The organism is Mesorhizobium sp. M0898 (assembly GCF_040319695.1).
Classification (GTDB): Bacteria; Pseudomonadota; Alphaproteobacteria; order Rhizobiales; family Rhizobiaceae; genus Mesorhizobium.
The window spans coordinates 110,889-127,055 of record NZ_JAMYOE010000001.1 but is presented as its reverse complement, the minus strand read 5'-3'; the positions used below and the strand labels follow the sequence as shown (position 1 = coordinate 127,055).

The 16,167-nt window shown below is 63.7% G+C and carries 19 protein-coding genes; 13 read left to right on the top strand and 6 right to left on the bottom strand.

Annotated features, from left to right (window positions below; all coding sequences use genetic code 11):
- Positions 1-4: 4 nt before the first annotated feature.
- Genes dprA through NKH90_RS00635 form a run of 4 tightly spaced genes read right to left on the bottom strand, consistent with a single transcriptional unit; the run spans position 5 to position 4,020 of the window.
- Positions 5-1,129 (bottom strand): DNA-processing protein DprA, encoded by a 1,125-nt coding sequence (gene dprA / locus NKH90_RS00650; protein WP_352540581.1) that lies wholly within the window; start codon positions 1,127-1,129, stop codon positions 5-7.
- Positions 1,126-1,713, bottom strand: a complete 588-nt coding sequence (plsY, locus tag NKH90_RS00645) for a glycerol-3-phosphate 1-O-acyltransferase PlsY (protein WP_352455728.1) — start codon at positions 1,711-1,713, stop codon at positions 1,126-1,128. The genes dprA and plsY overlap by 4 nt, the downstream gene beginning before the upstream one ends.
- A gap of 58 nt (positions 1,714-1,771) precedes the next feature.
- Positions 1,772-3,058, bottom strand: a complete 1,287-nt coding sequence (locus NKH90_RS00640) for a dihydroorotase (RefSeq protein ID WP_352816544.1) — start codon at positions 3,056-3,058, stop codon at positions 1,772-1,774.
- Positions 3,058-4,020, bottom strand: coding sequence for an aspartate carbamoyltransferase catalytic subunit (locus NKH90_RS00635; protein WP_352448791.1), 963 nt, complete (start codon positions 4,018-4,020; stop codon positions 3,058-3,060). The genes NKH90_RS00640 and NKH90_RS00635 overlap by 1 nt, the downstream gene beginning before the upstream one ends.
- Before the next feature lie 155 nt (positions 4,021-4,175).
- Here NKH90_RS00635 and NKH90_RS00630 point away from each other — a divergent pair, with 155 nt between their 5' ends.
- From NKH90_RS00630 to NKH90_RS00620, 3 genes are all read left to right on the top strand, one after another.
- A complete protein-coding gene (locus tag NKH90_RS00630) occupies positions 4,176-5,804 on the top strand; it encodes a DNA alkylation response protein (protein WP_352502371.1) in 1,629 nt (542 codons plus the stop codon).
- A gap of 159 nt (positions 5,805-5,963) precedes the next feature.
- Positions 5,964-6,518 carry a hypothetical protein gene (locus NKH90_RS00625; protein ID WP_352471674.1) on the top strand — a complete coding sequence of 185 codons (555 nt, stop codon included), beginning with the start codon at positions 5,964-5,966 and terminating at the stop codon, positions 6,516-6,518.
- Entirely contained in the window at positions 6,518-6,829 is a 312-nt protein-coding gene (locus NKH90_RS00620; protein ID WP_352471672.1) for a DUF6105 family protein, read from the top strand. The genes NKH90_RS00625 and NKH90_RS00620 overlap by 1 nt, the downstream gene beginning before the upstream one ends.
- Here the strand turns inward: NKH90_RS00620 and ruvX are convergent.
- The gene (ruvX, locus tag NKH90_RS00615; RefSeq protein ID WP_352471671.1) at positions 6,796-7,281 is read right to left on the bottom strand and encodes a Holliday junction resolvase RuvX; all 486 of its coding nucleotides are present in this window, start codon (positions 7,279-7,281) and stop codon (positions 6,796-6,798) included. The two genes, NKH90_RS00620 and ruvX, sit on opposite strands and share 34 nt — an antisense overlap.
- 116 nt (positions 7,282-7,397) lie before the next feature.
- On the opposite strand from ruvX, the gene NKH90_RS00610 reads away from it, so the two are divergent.
- From NKH90_RS00610 to NKH90_RS00585, 6 genes are all read left to right on the top strand, one after another.
- Complete coding sequence (locus NKH90_RS00610; protein ID WP_352816514.1) at positions 7,398-8,105, top strand: metal-dependent hydrolase; 708 nt, start codon at positions 7,398-7,400, stop codon at positions 8,103-8,105.
- 24 nt (positions 8,106-8,129) lie between these two features.
- A complete protein-coding gene (locus tag NKH90_RS00605) occupies positions 8,130-8,546 on the top strand; it encodes a hypothetical protein (protein WP_352816539.1) in 417 nt (138 codons plus the stop codon).
- 75 nt (positions 8,547-8,621) lie between these two features.
- Complete coding sequence (gene gatC, locus NKH90_RS00600) at positions 8,622-8,909, top strand: Asp-tRNA(Asn)/Glu-tRNA(Gln) amidotransferase subunit GatC (RefSeq protein ID WP_023674910.1); 288 nt, start codon at positions 8,622-8,624, stop codon at positions 8,907-8,909.
- 7 nt (positions 8,910-8,916) lie between these two features.
- Positions 8,917-9,375, top strand: a complete 459-nt coding sequence (locus tag NKH90_RS00595) for a GNAT family N-acetyltransferase (protein ID WP_352448798.1) — start codon at positions 8,917-8,919, stop codon at positions 9,373-9,375.
- Complete coding sequence (locus tag NKH90_RS00590; RefSeq protein ID WP_352816535.1) at positions 9,375-10,940, top strand: amidase; 1,566 nt, start codon at positions 9,375-9,377, stop codon at positions 10,938-10,940. The genes NKH90_RS00595 and NKH90_RS00590 overlap by 1 nt, the downstream gene beginning before the upstream one ends.
- 27 nt (positions 10,941-10,967) lie before the next feature.
- Positions 10,968-11,777: a YdcF family protein gene (locus NKH90_RS00585; RefSeq protein ID WP_352816532.1), complete on the top strand. Its 810-nt coding sequence runs from the start codon at positions 10,968-10,970 to the stop codon at positions 11,775-11,777.
- Here NKH90_RS00585 and NKH90_RS00580 read toward each other — a convergent pair.
- Positions 11,714-12,469 carry a DUF599 domain-containing protein gene (locus tag NKH90_RS00580; protein ID WP_352816529.1) on the bottom strand — a complete coding sequence of 252 codons (756 nt, stop codon included), beginning with the start codon at positions 12,467-12,469 and terminating at the stop codon, positions 11,714-11,716. The genes NKH90_RS00585 and NKH90_RS00580 overlap by 64 nt on opposite strands.
- Positions 12,470-12,639: 170 nt before the next feature.
- Here NKH90_RS00580 and NKH90_RS00575 point away from each other — a divergent pair, with 170 nt between their 5' ends.
- From NKH90_RS00575 to NKH90_RS00560, 4 genes are all read left to right on the top strand, one after another.
- Positions 12,640-14,043 (top strand): L-serine ammonia-lyase, encoded by a 1,404-nt coding sequence (locus NKH90_RS00575; protein ID WP_352816526.1) that lies wholly within the window; start codon positions 12,640-12,642, stop codon positions 14,041-14,043.
- 85 nt (positions 14,044-14,128) lie between these two features.
- The gene (locus tag NKH90_RS00570) at positions 14,129-14,566 is read left to right on the top strand and encodes a DUF1489 family protein (protein WP_352466463.1); all 438 of its coding nucleotides are present in this window, start codon (positions 14,129-14,131) and stop codon (positions 14,564-14,566) included.
- Positions 14,567-14,691: 125 nt separating this feature from the next.
- Positions 14,692-15,423, top strand: coding sequence for a vWA domain-containing protein (locus tag NKH90_RS00565; RefSeq protein ID WP_352816523.1), 732 nt, complete (start codon positions 14,692-14,694; stop codon positions 15,421-15,423).
- The gene (locus NKH90_RS00560; RefSeq protein ID WP_352816520.1) at positions 15,423-16,121 is read left to right on the top strand and encodes a DnaJ domain-containing protein; all 699 of its coding nucleotides are present in this window, start codon (positions 15,423-15,425) and stop codon (positions 16,119-16,121) included. Before NKH90_RS00565 ends, NKH90_RS00560 begins: the two co-directional genes overlap by 1 nt.
- The last annotated feature ends 46 nt before the right edge of the window (positions 16,122-16,167 follow it).

Here is a 16,167-nt window from a genome sequence, read left to right as displayed (position 1 = left end):
TCGGTCAAATCAGCGAGACATTACCGCCGGCATGGCGCTCGAGCCGTCCGGCTAGGTCGAGCTCCAGCAGCACCATGAACACTTGGGCGGGATGCAGGCCGGTGTGGCGGATGATCTCGTCTACCGCCACTGGCGTCGGGCCGAGCGCCTCGACGACGCGGTCGCGGTCGTCCTCGCGCGGCGGCGGCGTTGCCGAAAAGTCGGGCGGCTCCTCAAGCGGCGATGTCCTTGGGGCCCAGGCGCCGACCAGCGGGGCGATCGCACTGGTGATATCGGCGGCCTCGGTGACAAGGGTTGCGCCGTCCTTGAGCAGGCCATTGGCGCCGGCAGCGCGCGGATCGAGCGGCGAACCGGGAACGGCAAAGACCAGCCGGCCCATCTCGCCGGCGAGGCGGGCGCTGATCAGCGAGCCGGAGCGCTGTGCGGCCTCGACCACCACCAATCCCAATGCAGCACCGGCGACGAGCCGGTTGCGGCGCGGAAAATCCTGTGCGCGCGGCTGCCACCCAAACGGCATTTCGGAAATGATGGCGCCGCCGCGTTCGGCGATCTCGTCGCACAGGCCGGCATTTTCGGGCGGGTAGGGCAAATCGAGGCCGCCGGCGAGCACGCCGATTGTGCCAGTCGCAAGGCTGCCCTGGTGCGCGGCCGTATCGATGCCGCGCGCCAGGCCGGAGACGATGCCATAGCCGTCGCGGCCGAGATCCGCCGCCAGCATCCGCGCCATCTTGATGCCGGCCAGCGATGCGTTGCGAGCGCCGACGATGGCGACCGCTGGCAAGCGGAACACCGCGCTATTGCCCCTGACCGCGAGCAGCGGCGGCGGATGATCCATGCTTTTCATCAGCGGCGGATAATCCGCTTCGCCGATGCCGACGAAGCGGGCGCCAGCCCGCCGGGCGGTCTCCAGCTCCGCCTCGGCCTCGGCAATGGACGGGATGCGGACGATTTTTTTGGCGCCACCCGAAATCATCAGCTCGGGCAGCATCGATAGCGCTGCTTCGGCCGAACCGAACCGGTTGATCAGGTCGCGAAAGGAAGCCGGGCCGACATTCGGCGTGCGGATCAGACGAAGCCAGCTCAGCCGCTGCCGGTCGCTGAGGCGCGGCCCGGCGTCGGGCTCGCTCACTCCTTGGCCCCGATCTTACCCTCGGTGCCGGCAAGCAGCCGCGCAATGTTGGCGCGGTGCTTTACGATGACGATTAGGCTCATCGCCGCGAAAAGCCCGGCAATCTGCGGCGTGCTCAGGAAATACAGCGCCATGGGCACCACGACTGCTGCCGTCAGTGCCGCAAGCGAGGAGAAGCGGAACAGGAAGGCCACCGCCAGCCAGACGACGGCGAAGATCAGCGCCGCCTGCCAGGCAAGGCCGATCAGCACGCCAAGGTAAGTGGCGACACCCTTGCCCCCCTTGAAGCCGAGCCAGACCGGAAAGAGATGACCTAAAAACGCGCCGAAGCCGGCCCAAAGTCCGAGCTCGGGCGCAAAGCGGCCTGCGATCAGCACCGCCGCGGTGCCTTTAAGGGCGTCGAGCAGAAGCGTGGCCGCGGCCAAGCTCTTGTTGCCGGTGCGCAGCACATTGGTGGCGCCGATGTTGCCGGAGCCGATGTTGCGCACGTCGCCGAGGCCGGCGGCACGGGTGATCAGCAGGCCAAACGGGATCGAGCCGAGAAGATAGCCGAACACCAATGCCAAGACGGGACTGTAAGCCATTGTTCCCCCGAACTTTCCTTGGCTGAGCGGATTTTAAGCCGTGACGCCTGTTTTCGTCCTAGGCCGAAAACACTGTGCGGCCCGCCACCATCGTTTGCAAGACCTTGCCTTGCAGTCGTGCGCCTTCGAAACAGGTGTTTTTCGAGCGTGAGCGGATGCCGCTCTCGCTGACGACCCATGGCTCGTCCAGATCGACGAGCGCAAGGTCGGCCAATGCCCCCGGTTTCAGCGTGCCGCCGGGCAGGCCGAACAATCTTGCCGGCGCGGTCGACAGTGTCTCGACCAGCCGGAGCAGCGTCACGTCGCCATTGTGATAGAGCCGCAGCGCTGCGCCTAGCAGCGTTTCCAGCCCGATGGCGCCGGCCGCGGCATCGGCAAAGGGCAGGCGCTTGGTGTCGACGTCCTGCGGGTCGTGGGAGGAGACGATGAGGTCGATGGTGCCGTCCTTGATCGCTTCGATCATCGCCAGCCGGTCTTCCTCGGCGCGCAGCGGCGGCGTCAGCCGGAAGAAGGTGCGGTACTCGCCGACATCATTCTCGTTGAGCGACAGATTGTGGATCGACACGCCTGATGTGACATTGGCGCCATCGGCTTTCGCGCGTGCTACCGCGCTTGCCGCCATAGCCGTCGAAATCTTGGCAGCGTGATAGGCGCCGCCGGTCAGGCGAGCCAACGCGAGATCGCGCTCCAAGGGGATCGATTCGGCTTCGCGCGGAATGCCGGCAAGGCCAAGCCAGCTTGCGTAAAGGCCTTCGTTCATCACGCCGGCCGAAGCGAGGTCGGCGTCTTGGGTTTCATGCGCGATGACGCCACCGAAATCGCGCGCATAGGTCAGCGCGCGGCGCATCACCAGCGCGCTGGCAATAGAATGCCGGCCATCGGTGAAGGCGACCGCGCCGGCCTCGCGCAGCAGGCCGAATTCGGTCATCTCGCGGCCTTCCAGCCCCTTGGTGATCGCTGCTGCCGGCAAGATGTTGACGATGGCGGTGTCCTTGGCGGTGCGCAGCACGAACTCGACCAGTGCGACATTGTCGATCACCGGGTCGGTATCGGGCATCATGACGATTGAGGTGACGCCGCCGGCCGCCGCAGCGATGCTCGCCGAAGCAATGGTCTCCCGGTGTTCGCCGCCGGGTTCGCCGATGAAGACGCGCGCGTCGATCAATCCGGGGATGATAGTCTTGCCGGCGCAGTCGATGATGGTGGCGCCGTCGGGCGCGCCCTGGTTCAAGGCCGCCTTGCCGGCGGCAACGATTTTGCGGCCTTCAACGATGACGGTGCCGACCTCATCGATGCCGCGCGACGGGTCGACGATGTGGGCCCGGCGGAAGACCGTAATGCTCATTAGGCGCGGCCCTCGTGATTTCGACGGGGGTCGAGCAGCGCTTCCATAACCGCCATGCGCACGGCGACGCCCATCTCAACCTGTTCCTGGATAACGCTTTGCGGGCCGTCGGCGATCTCGGAGGCGATCTCGACGCCGCGGTTCATCGGGCCGGGATGCATGACCAGCGCACCGTCCTTGGCCGCCTTCAGCTTCTCCGCGTCGAGGCCGAAATAGCGGAAATATTCGCGCACCGACGGTACGAAAGCGCCTTCCATGCGTTCGCGCTGCAGGCGCAGCATCATTACCACGTCGGCGTCCTTCAGACCCTCGGCCATGGAACGTGTGACGATGACGCCCATCTTCTCGATGCCGGCGGGCAAAAGCGTCGAAGGGGCGACGACCCTGACCTGGGCACCAAGCGCGTTGAGCAGGATGATGTTGGAGCGGGCCACGCGCGAATGCAGGATGTCGCCGCAGATCGCCACGATCAGCTTCGAGAGCGGACCCTTGACACGGCGGATGGTCAGTGCGTCGAGCAGCGCCTGGGTAGGGTGCTCATGGGCGCCGTCGCCGGCATTGACCACCGAACAGCCGACTTTTTGGGCAAGAAGTGCTGCCGCGCCGGCCGATTGATGGCGGATGATCAATATGTCGGGACGCATGGCATTCAGCGTCATCGCCGTATCGATCAGCGTCTCGCCCTTTTTCACCGACGAACTCGCTACGGACATGTTCATGACGTCGGCGCCGAGCCGTTTGCCGGCCAGCTCGAATGACGATTGGGTACGGGTCGAGGCTTCGTAGAAGAGATTGATTTGAGTGCGGCCGCGCAGCGTCGATGTCTTCTTGTCCGACTGCCGCGAGATGGCAACGGCCCTGTCCGCCCGGTCGAGCAGAAGCTCGATGTCGGCAGGGGAAAGGTCGCGGATGCCCAGAAGATGGCGGTGGGGATAAAGTGGCAGGGACGATGCGTCGGTCATCTCAAGTCGCTGCTATAGGGGGGAGGCTCCGCGGCTGCAAGCACTGGCTTGGGATTGGATTGGTTCTCCCCGGTATTTTCGTCGCGCGCCGCCGGCCATAGGCTATAAACCGCGATGACTTTGGATTCGCAGACTTCAGGTGATAAGGACGAAGCGTGACCGACGACGTGACCAACCAGCCGCCGCCGCTGGCCGGCGGCAACGCCTGGCGGGGCGATCCGTTGCTGATCCAGCTAGCCGAGCGCTTTTCCGATCCGGTGCGCAAGGACCTCGACGGGCTTGGCCGTTTCGTTCTGACCCATGAGGCGCAGGAACTGGCCCGTCTTGCCAATGTCGAGACGCCGAAGCTCAGGACCCACGACCGCCAGGGTCGGCGCATCGACCAGGTCGAGTTTCACCCCGCCTATCACGCACTGATGCGCCGCTCAGTCGCCAACGGGCTGCATTCGTCGGTCTGGGAGAATGGCGATGCCGAGATAGGCCGCCGCCATCAGGTGCGCGCCGCGCGCTTTTACCTCACGGCTGAGCTCGAGACCGGGCATCTCTGCCCGATCACCATGACCAGCGCTTCGCTGGCGGCGCTGATGGCCAGCCCGAAGCTGTTTCGCGAATGGGCGCCCCGGGTGACGACGCGCAAATACGATCAAAGCCAAAAGCCGCCGGTCGAAAAAGCCGGGCTGACACTCGGCATGGGCATGACCGAGAAGCAAGGCGGCACCGATGTCCGTGCCAACGTCACCAGGGCCGAGCGCGCCGGCAGCGGGTTTTATCGCCTGACCGGCCACAAATGGTTCATGTCGGCGCCGATGTCGGATGCCTTCCTGGTGCTCGGACAGGTGCCGGAGGGACTGTCGTGCTTTCTCGTTCCCCGCCTGCTCGGCGACGGATCCGGCAACGGCTTCCGTTTTCAACGGCTGAAGGACAAGCTCGGCAACCGATCCAATGCCTCGTCGGAGGTGGAATTCGTCAATGCCATCGGCGAGATGGTCGGCGAGCCCGGCGCGGGCGTGAAGACGATCATGGACATGGTGACCCTGACGCGGCTCGACTGTGCCGTCGCCTCATCGGCGATCATGCGGGCCGGACTGGCCGAGGCCGTCCACCACACGCGCCACCGCAAGGTGTTCGGAACCAATCTGGTCGAGCAGCCGCTGATGCAGCGGGTGCTGGCCGATATGGCGCTCGACGTTGCCGCCGCTACTGCGCTGTCGTTCCGGCTGGCGCGCTCCTTCGACGAGGCGGCCGGCGACCGCGGCGAGGCGGCCTTCGCGCGCGCCATGACGCCGGTCGTCAAATACTGGGTCTGCAAGATTGCGCCGCCGCTGCTCTATGAAGCGATGGAGTGCCTCGGCGGCAATGGCTATGTCGAGGAGGGGCCGCTCGCCCGCTACTATCGCGAAGCTCCGGTCAACGCGATATGGGAGGGATCCGGCAACGTCATGGCGCTCGACGTGCTACGTGTGCTGGGGCGTGCACCCGGCCTGTTCGATGACGTGCTGGCCGGCATCGACCGCGATCTCGGCGCCGGCGGACGCGGCACCGTCGGCGTGCTCAAAGCGGCAATGCAGGTCGCTGCAACCGACGAGGGCTCGGCGCGGCTCTTGACCGAGCAATTGGCATTGTCGGCGGCGGCGGCAGAGCTTCGCAGGTTGGGGGCAGGGCGGATCGCCGACGCCTTCGTCGAAACGCGCCTCGCCGGCCAGTGGCGCAATACCTATGGCATGATCGATTCCCGCCATGATGCGCGCATGATCATCGATACGCTCTACCCGCCGATCAACTAAGGGCCGTCGCCCAATTCGCTGCCGCTCTCGCGAGCCTGTGGATGGCCGTTAACCTTAACGAATGGTTTCCATTGCGGCGGCCGGTGGCAAAGCCCAGTGTTATGGTTAAGGCAAGGATTGTTCAGCTTGAGCGGCTTTGCCCTGCGAAGCAGGAGCGTCATGCGGCATATTCTGAGCTCTTTTCTGGCATTGCATTGGGCGGCCGTTTTCGCCCTGCTGGCGTTCATTTGCATCGACGGGAATCGAGGCGTGGCGACGGCCCTTGGCGTACTGGGCGTTCCCGTCCAGAACACTCGATTTGCCGATCTCGAAAACGCCGTCGTCGTGGCGCCGCTCGCCGTGGCACTGCTTGTCGTCGCGGTGCTGTTCTGCTGGGCCTTTGTTGAAGCACTGACCAGCGACACGACCAACCCGGATCCCGCCGACAGCGTCATGCGAATCGCCTTCATTTCCGCCTTAGGCGTGCTGTCGCTGATCGTCATCGGCGGCGCCGCGCAAGGCATCAATGGGCTGTTCATGATTGTCGCGGTGCAATTGGCGGCACTTCTGGCGTCCTATGTCGCGGTGCTCGCGGAGCGGCGGTCGACCGTTGCCGCGGCAGCTCCAGGGACCGGCGAAATCCGAGCGGCCGCGCATGTCATGGCCAAGGCAGCGGCGCATAATTCCTCGCTTGCCCGCATTTCCGGCCGGCTGGATTCGAGGGATGACCGCTGATGCGCACCTTGTTCGCGCTGTGGGCGGCTCCGCTCCTCTTGTTTTGGGGCTGGTTCTTTCTGTCGCTCAACGACATCAATTTCGGGTATGTCATGCTGAGCCGCCAATTACACGATCTCGTCTTCCAGCTCTATGGACAGATGCTGGGCGTCGATCCGGCGCTCATTCCGGGCATGGTGGCGAAAGCTTGCGTATTCGACGGCGTGCTGCTGGTGGCGTTCTGGGCATTTCGCCGCCGCAAGACGATTGGTGGCTGGATCACGGCGATGCGCAACCGCTATTTCGACCAGGCATCGACGCCGAGCGCCTGAAGCCGGTCGAGAACGCCCTGGAGGATGAAAGCGGCCGCCGCTGAATCGATCTTGCCGGCGCGTTTCTTGCGGGAAAAATCCATCTCGATCAGTGTTCGCTCGGCCGCCACCGTCGACAGCCTTTCGTCCCAAAAGACGAACGGCAGATCGGTCAATCCAGCCATGTTGCGGACGAAAGCGCGGGATTTTTGGGCGCGCGGGCCTTCCGAGCCGTCCATGTTGATGGGGAGGCCGATTGCCACGGCGCCGGCATTCTCCTTCTGCAACAGGGCGAGCAGCACTGCGGCATCGAGCGAGAATTTCCTGCGCATGATGACGGGGCGCGGGTGCGCGAACGACAAGCCGCGGTCCGAAACCGCCACGCCGATCGTTTTGTCGCCAAGGTCGAGACCGGCCAGGGTCTTGCCGCCGCCCAGCCGGGCCGGCAACTCCTCGATGGTGATGATGCCCAACGGCTTTTCCTTTGACCGCGACGCCGCACGTCCTATACGCGCAAAGCGTGCGCGGCACTTTAATTTCGCCGTCGGCGTTCTATCCTCTACCGAAGCAAAAATCGAGGAAAGCATTGATGAAACTGACCTGGTACGGACATTCGGCATTCAGAATCGAAATCGAAGGCGCGAAAATCCTCATCGACCCCTATCTGGTCGGCAATCCGTCATGGGCGGGCGGCTGGGAAGGGCCGGCCGAAGGGATCACGCACGTGTTGCTCACCCATGGCCACAGTGACCACATCAGCGGCGCCGTCGAAGCGCTCAAGAAGAGCGGCGCGATGCTGGTCGCCAATTTCGAGATTTGCATGTACCTGGTCGGCAAGGGTGTCGGTGACAAGCAGATCAATCCCGGCAATATCGGCGGCACCGTCGATTGCGGCGGCTTCACCACCACCTTCGTTCAGGCTCTGCATTCATCGTCCTTTCCGGGCGAGGGTGGCCAGAATACCTATCTCGGCAATCCGGGCGGGCTCGTCCTGCACTTCCCCGAGGACAAGACGCTTTATCATATGGGCGACACCGACATTTTTTCCGACATGGCGCTGATCAACGAGTTGCACGAACCGAAGATCGGCATCGTGCCGATCGGCGACCGCTTCACCATGGGTGGCGCGGTAGCAGCCCTTGCCTGCCAGCGTTTCTTCAAGTTCGAGACGGTCGTTCCCGCTCACTTCGGCACATTTCCGATGATCGATCAGACCGCCGACAAATTCGTGGCCGGGCTGGATGGATCGGGTGTGAAAGTTGCGTTGCCGAAGATCGGCGAGACGATTACGCTGTAAAGAAAGCCGGTCCGGAACGATACGATGCGCTTGAGAAATTCTCTTTGCATTTCAATGCTGGTTGCCGCGTCGCCGACGCTGGCCGCGGAAAATTTCATCGATGGCGTCTATCTGCAATCGGAGGACCTCTGCGCGCAGGCCAAAAAGGATACGCTGCAGACGGTGATCGAGGGCGGCAATATCGTGCTGTCGGCAAATGGCCTGGAAAGCATCGAATATAATTGTGAATTCCTGCAGATCACCAAGGCGACACGCTCACCGAGCTGGGCGGTGACCGCTATATGCCAGGAGCCGGGCTACGTCTTTCCCGATGTTCTCTCACTGACACAGATGAGCCCGAAGCAGATCGACCTGGTATCGGTTCGGCCTGCCGCCGACGAAGGCGAGCAGAGCGGCAACGGCGGCAGTTATTTCCTCTGCGACGGCGTGGCGATGCCATAGGGCAGTTGAAGGCACGATGCATGTTGCGTGGCACGCGCCGCGCCGCTATAGCGCTGGTTTTCCCGAGGCACAAACATGTCCGTTGATATAAAAACTGTGAAGCGCGTCGCGCATCTTGCCCGTATTGCGGTGAGCGAGGAGGATGCAGAGCGCATGACCGGCGAATTGAACGCCATTTTGGGCTTTGTCGAGCAGTTGAACGAGGTCGATGTTTCCGGCGTCGAGCCGATGACCTCGGTCACGCCGATGGCAATGAAAAAGCGCCAGGACGTCGTCACCGACGGCGGCAAGGCAGCCGACATCGTCGCCAATGCACCGGCGACCGAAGAAAATTTCTTCCTTGTGCCGAAGGTCGTGGAGTAGCAGGCCGATGGCAATCGACATCGCGGCTGAGACGCCGCTGCAGGACGATGTGCGTGGGCTGGTCGAGGAGCTCAACGCCACATTGCTGGAGCTGACGCCGCCGGAGCATTGCTACCATTTGACGGTCGAGCAGATGGCGGACCGCGACACGACCGTCTTCATCGCCCGCGACAACGGCCTTGCCATCGGTTGCGGCGCACTGAAGCGCCACGATGCTGTCGTCGGCGAGGTCAAGCGCATGTATACGCGACCGTCGCATCGCGGCCACAAGATCGGCGCGAAGATTGTCGAGCGTATCGAGGCGCTGGCGCGCCAAGAAGGGCTTAAGCGTCTGGTGCTGGAGACGGGCGACCGTCATCCCGCCGCCTGGACCGTCTACGAACGCGCCGGTTTTTCGCGCTGCGGCCCGGTGCTGGATTATCCCGATTCCGAGTGGTCGGTGTTTTACGAAAAGAGCCTTGCCTGATGAGCGACCTTACCCAGCTGACGATTTCGCAGGCCCGCGCCAAATTGCGCTCCAGGGAGATCACAGCCACCGAAATCACAGAGGCTTATCTATCGGCGGTCGAGCGAGCCAATCCGGCGCTCAATGCCTACGTCGTGGTCACCGACGACAAGGCGCGCGACATGGCCAAGACCTCCGACGCGAAACTGGCCAAGGGCGAGGGCGGGTCGCTCGAGGGTATCCCGCTCGGCATCAAGGATTTGTTCGGCACCGAAGGCGTCCACACCCAGGCCTGCAGCCATGTGCTGGACGGCTTCAAGCCGCGCTACGAATCGACGGTCACCGCCAATCTGTGGGCGGATGGTGCCGTCATGCTCGGCAAGCTCAACATGGACGAGTTCGCCATGGGCTCGTCCAACGAGACCTCGCATTACGGGCCGGTCATCAACCCGTGGCGGCGTTCGCGCCTCGACACGGTGGTGATGCCGACGACACATCAGGGCGAGGGCGGCTTCGTTTCGGCGGGCGGCACCAGGACCGCGCGCACGTTGGACAATGCCCAACTGGTGCCGGGCGGTTCGTCCGGAGGCTCGGCATCAGCGGTCTCGGCCTTCCTGTGCGCCGGCGCTACCGCCACCGACACCGGCGGCTCGATCCGCCAGCCCGCCGCCTTCACCGGCACGGTCGGCATCAAGCCGACCTACGGCCGCTGCTCGCGCTGGGGGATCGTAGCTTTCGCCTCGTCGCTCGACCAGGCCGGGCCGATCGCGCGCGACGTCCGCGATGCCGCGATCCTGTTGAAGTCGATGGCTTCGGTCGACCCGAAGGACACGACGTCCGTCGACCTGCCGGTGCCGGACTACGAGGCGGCGATCGGCCGCCCGATCAAAGGCATGAAGGTCGGCATCCCAAAGGAATATCGTGTCGACGACATGCCCGCGGAGATCGAGGCGCTGTGGCAGAAAGGCATTGCCTGGCTGCGGGATGCCGGCGCCGAGATCGTCGATATCTCGCTACCGCACACAAAATACGCGCTGCCGGCCTATTACATCGTGGCGCCGGCCGAAGCCTCGTCCAACCTCGCCCGTTACGACGGCGTCCGCTATGGCTTGCGCGTGCCCGGCAAGGACATTGTCGACATGTATGAAAAGACCCGCGCCGCCGGCTTCGGGCGGGAGGTCAAGCGCCGCATCATGATAGGCACCTATGTGCTTTCCGCCGGCTATTACGATGCCTACTATCTGCAGGCGCAGAAGGTTCGAACCCTGATCAAGCGTGACTTCGAAAATGTATTTGCAGCAGGCGTCGACGTCATCCTGACGCCGGCAACGCCTTCCGCTGCCTTCGGCATCGCCGACGAGGACATGGCCGCCGACCCGGTCAAGATGTATCTCAATGACATTTTTACGGTGACGGTGAACATGGCCGGCTTGCCCGGCATAGCGGTTCCAGCCGGGCTCGACGCCAAGGGACTGCCGCTCGGCCTGCAGCTGATCGGCCGGCCTTTCGACGAGGAAACGCTGTTCCAGACCGCCCACGTCATCGAACAGGCGGCCGGCACATTTCAGCCGGAAAAATGGTGGTAGGATCGTTTCTCATCTGAGGGGTGAGGGATGTTCTTCTATGTCTCCAAGGCTCTGTGGCTCTTCGTCCAGCCGCTTAATCTCGCGATCATCCTGCTGCTGGCTGGATTGCTTGCGGCATTGGTCGGGCGCAAGAGGCTGTTTGCCACCGGCAGCGTGCTGGCATTCCTTGTCCTTGCACTCTCGGCGTGGACCTCGCTCGGCGCAGTGATGCTTAATCCGCTCGAGGAGCGTTTCCCCAAGCCACCGCTGCCGGAACGAGTTGACGGAATCGTTGTGCTCGGCGGCGGTATGGAGAGCGCCATCAACTTCGTCCGCGGTGGCTATGAACTCAACGCCAGTGGCGACCGATTGGTCGAGGCAGCCGTGCTGGCACGGCGTTTTCCGACAGCGAGGGTCGTCATTTCAGGTGGCCCCATTGCAATGGTCCGCGAAGACGAGGGCGATGCGGCGACAGCTCCACGCCTGTTCACTGCGCTCGGCGTGACGGCCGATCGGCTGGTCCTTGAGGGCAAATCACGCAACACCTACGAGAATGCGGTCTTCACCAAGCAACTGATCACGCCAAAACCGGGCGAGACCTGGCTGCTGGTGACCTCGGCCTTCCACATGCCACGCGCCAAGGCGCTGTTCGACAAAGCCGGTTTTGCGACGGTTCCGTGGCCGGTCGACTACCGCACCTCCGGCAGGGAAGGCATCGGCCTGTTCCGCACGGATGCCAACGAAGCACTGCAGACCACAACCATCGCGACCCGTGAATGGATCGGGCTGATTGCCTACTGGCTGTCGGGCCGGATAGACCGGCCTTTTCCGGCGCCGGATGTTGGGCCGGGCGGCTGACCGAGCACCGCCTGCCGCGCCGCCGAGAAAAACTGGCGGCGCACCAGCACCGCCAGGAGCAGCAGCGTCGACAGGACGAACACCGCGGGATCGACGAACCAGCCAAGATAGCCAATCGAGAAGAACACGCCGCGCAGGCCCGAATTGAAATGCTTTCCGGCCAACATGTTCATGCGCGCGGCACGCCACACCGCCGTTTCGGTGACCGGATTGCGCGACGCCTCGCCATGCGGAATCGGCACGGCGCCGATCAGGATCGAGCAATAGTTGAACAGCCGGTAAGCCCAGCCGAATTTGAAGAAGGAAAAGGCCAGGATCAGCACCAGCCCGAGCACCTTCGTCTGGAAGGCTGCGCGTGAGGACGTGGCGCCAAACGGCAGGTCGCTCAGCACGGTCAGAACCTGATCGGAGGCGCCGAGCAGGGCAAAACAGCCGCCGATCGCAATCAGCGAACTGGAGGCAAAGAAGGCGGTCCCCTGTTGCAGCCCGCTCATGATGGCGGTGTCGACGATGCGGATCTCGCGTTCGGCCATGGTCCGCATCCAGGCCTCGCGCTGCGTGTTCATAGCCCTCGTCAGCGACATGCGGCTGACCAGCATTCCGTCGGCGGCGAGCGTATGCAGCACCCACGCGGTAAGGAAGAACCCCAGCGCCGCAAGGTCGGCCGTCGATAGGTGAAAGGAATCGCTCATGCGTTGCTTTTACCACAGGCGGCAGTAACGCTTCGATGGCCGAAGCTGGAATGTCGCTGCCGGAGCAAACAAGGTCGGCAGGCGCAGCGCCGCAATCTTCAAAACAGCGGAAAACATGATGGGAATTCCTATATGTAGACCTCAACAGGGTCCCAGGAGAAAACGCCCACGTGTTCCTTTCGGTTTTCGACTTGTTCAAGATCGGCATCGGCCCATCGAGTTCGCACACGATGGGGCCGATGACGGCCGCGCGGCGGTTTCTCGACGAGATTGCGGGAGACGACTGGCCGCGCCCGGCCGGCGCCAAGGTCGACCGGATCGCTGCCAGCCTGCATGGCTCGCTCGCCTATACCGGCATCGGCCATGGCTCCGACCGAGCCGTGGTGCTCGGCCTCGCGGGCCAGACGCCGCAGACGGTGGATCCCGACCTAGCAGACGGCATCGTCGCTGGCATCGCCGCCGAGAAACGGATTTCGCCGCCCGGCCATCCGTCCTACCGTTTCGACCCGGCAACGGATCTTGTGCTGGATCGCAAGACGCCGCTGCCGGGTCACGCCAACGGCATGGCCTTCTCTGCCCATGATGCCGGCGACCGGTTGCTGCTGAGGCGCGTCTATTATTCGATCGGCGGCGGCTTCGTAGTGTCCGAGGAAGAACTGCAGCGGATGAAGGCGAGGGGCTCGGCGACAACCGAAGGCAAGAAGGTTCCGTATCCGTTCAAGAACGCCGTCGAAATGCTCTCAATGGCAGCGAAAAGTGGCCTTTCCATCGCCGAGATGAAGCGCGTCAACGAGGAAACGCAGATGTCGCGCGAGGAGCTCGACGCCGGCCTCGACGACATCTGGAGCGCCATGAAGGGGTGCATCGAGCGCGGCCTGTCGCAAGACGGCGTCATGCCGGGCGGACTGAAGGTGCGCCGTCGTGCGCGGATGCTGCACGACAAGCTGCAGGAGCAATGGCAGCAGAACCGGCCCAACCCGCTGCTCGCCAATGACTGGCTGTCGATCTATGCAATGGCGGTCAACGAGGAGAACGCCGCCGGCGGCCGTGTCGTCACCGCGCCAACCAATGGGGCGGCCGGCACTCTGCCCGCAGTGCTGCGCTACTGGTTGCATTTCCATCCCGAAGCCGACCAGCCCAGCATTCGCGATTTCCTGCTGACGGCGGCGGCCGTCGGCGGCATCATCAAAACCAATGCTTCGATCTCGGGGGCGGAAGTCGGCTGCCAAGGCGAGGTCGGTTCGGCTTCGGCAATGGCTGCGGCGGGATTGTGCGCCGTCATGGGCGGCACGCCCGAGCAGGTCGAGAATGCTGCCGAGATCGCGCTGGAACATCATCTCGGCATGACCTGCGATCCGGTCGGCGGCCTGGTGCAGGTGCCGTGTATCGAGCGCAACGCGCTTGGTGCCGTCAAGGCGGTGACCGCCGCTTCGCTGGCCATCAAGGGCGACGGCGTTCATTTCGTGCCGCTCGATGCCGCGATCGAGACGATGCGCCAGACCGGCCTCGACATGAACGAAAAGTACAAAGAAACCAGCCTTGGCGGATTGGCCGTCAATGTCGTGGAGTGCTGAGCGCCAATCTGGCGGCATGGACCACCACTGTGGAGAAGTCGATCAGGCCGTTGACGCGTTCGCGTGCTGGACTAAACCTTAAACGATGTCTCTCAATCTCATAAAGCTTTGCGTCGGCTGTGACAGCGTCGAGGATCTGGAAGAGTGGATTGCCTTCCGTCTCGACGAGCGGCGCCGCGCCGGCGAACCGGCCGAGCACTACCACACCACCCGCATGGTGCCGACGCGTGGCGCCGAGATTACCGACGGCGGCTCGCTCTACTGGGTGATCAAGGGCAATGTCCAATGCCGCCAGCTGATCACCGAAATCCGGCCCTTCACCGATGACGAGGGCATCGGCCGTTGCCATCTGATCCTCGATCCCGAGGTCGTGCGCACTGACTGGCAACCGCGCCGTGCATTCCAGGGGTGGCGCTACCTGAAGCCGGCGGACGCGCCGGCCGATCTCGGCAAGGGCAAAGCCGGGCTGATCGAGATGCCGCCGAAGCTCAGGCGTGAGCTTGCCGATCTCGGCCTGCTCTGACGCCGAGAAACGCAAACGCCAAGACCACCAGCCGAAGCGCTGTCCGCAGGTGCCATCATCACAGGTCCTCCAGGTCGCCCCATCTGGGCTTGCAAGCCGGGGAACAACGCCACATCTTGAATGTCATGAGCGACAAGAAGCAGCCCGTGCCTGCAAGGGCCAATCCTGCGCCGGTCGAGTCTCAATCGAGCACCGGCGACATCGACGCGTTTCTCCGTCAGGCAAGGACGCTCGCTGCATCCGCCACCGGTTCAGGCAGGCTGATCCTGTCCCTCGACGCGACAATGAGCCGCCAGCCGACCTGGGATCTCGCCTGTGCGCTGCAGGCCGAGATGTTCGACGCCGTCGGCAAGGCCGGGGCGCTCAAGGTTCAACTTGTCCATTTTCGCGGCCTTGGCGAGTGCCGCTCATCCGCATTCGTCACCGATACCGCAGCTCTGAAACAGCTGATGACGCGCATCAACTGCCGCAGCGGCCGTACCCAGATCGGCAAGGTGCTCGCCCACGCGCTGAAACAGACGGCGGCGGCCAAGGTCAACGCGCTGGTCTATATCGGCGACGCGATGGAAGAAAACATAGATGATCTGGCCGAAAAGGCCGGCAGCCTCGGTCTGCACGGCGTTCCTGTCTTCGTCTTTCAGGAGGGCCATGATGCCGCTGCGGAAAAGGCGTTCAAGGAAATTGCGCGGCTGTCGAAAGGGGCCTGGTTCAGGTTCGATCGGCGGGCTGCCGCGACGTTGGCCGGCCTGCTTTCGTCCGTCGCCGTGTTTGCCACCGGCGGGCTGAAGGCACTGGAGGCCCGGGGCAGGCCGGAGGACCGACTGATGATCGAGCATATGCGGGGCGGCGGAAACTGATGGGCGCGATTATCGCTTTCGTAGCATTGCTTCTGGTGTTTCTCGGCATGCTCACCATCTTCCTGCGCGCCGATCCGGCGAAGCTTGCAGGCGGCATGAGGACGCTTGGACCTGTGCTGCTCGGGCTGGTCGGCGTCGCCGTGCTGCTGGTCGGGCGCGAGGGCATCGGGAGCTTGATCCTGTCGGCTGCGCTCGCCTGGTACGGCTCCATGCGCATGAATCGGCCGGCAGCCAAACTGGCGGCAGGCAAGCGTTCGACAGTTCGTACGGCGGCGCTTGAGATGGAACTCGATCACGATACCGGCGGCCTCGAAGGCCTTGTGCTGGCCGGGCGCCATGAAGGCAAGATGCTTGGCTCGATGGGGCTTGCCGAATTGCAGCAACTCTATCGCGAACTCTCCGGCGATCCGGAGAGCCGCCAATTGCTAGAGACGTATCTTGACGGCCGATTTCCCATCTGGCGCAAAGACGCTGATGCGAATGGTGGCGAAGGGCTGGGTGTTGCGCCAGGTTCTGGCGCCATGACTAAGGAGGAGGCCTACAAGATCCTTGGTCTTGAAGCGGGGGCTGCCGCGGCGGATGTCCGCAAGGCGCACCGCCGCCTGATGCAGCGCCTGCACCCCGATATCGGTGGCACGTCTTTCCTGGCGGCGCGGATCAATGAAGCCAAGGACGTCTTGCTCTCCAATCACAACTAGTCTCCTTCGACGCAAGAACTTCGGGACAGATATCGTTTCGCGCGCC